The organism is Alkalicoccobacillus porphyridii (assembly GCF_007293315.1).
In the GTDB taxonomy this organism is placed as follows: Bacteria; Bacillota; Bacilli; order Bacillales; family Bacillaceae_D; genus Alkalicoccobacillus; species Alkalicoccobacillus porphyridii.
In genome coordinates, this window is the sequence record NZ_VLXZ01000285.1 from 1 (window position 1) to 259 (window position 259).

Genomic DNA, 259 nt, shown 5'->3' on the forward strand with positions numbered 1-259 from the left:
GCCGTGACGGTGGCCGCTTTCCCGCCGGCCTACCTGCAACAGCTGGCCGAGCAGGCCATCGTTCATGGTCACGCACCGAGCATGCGCATCTACTGCTTCGGCGGTGACGCGGTGCCCGAGGCGGCCTACCAGCTGGCGCACCAGGCGCTGAAACCGCAGCACCTGATCAACGGCTACGGCCCGACCGAAACCGTGGTCACCCCGCTGCTCTGGAAAGCCGACGCGAAAACCGCGTGCGGCGCGGCCTATGCGCCCATCG

At 68.7% G+C, this 259-nt stretch carries 1 protein-coding gene; it reads left to right on the forward strand.

Going from position 1 to position 259, the window contains the following annotated elements; all coding sequences use genetic code 11:
• Positions 1-259 (forward strand): AMP-binding protein (locus FN960_RS24335; RefSeq protein ID WP_143850835.1); only part of this gene is annotated, 259 nt, incomplete at both ends.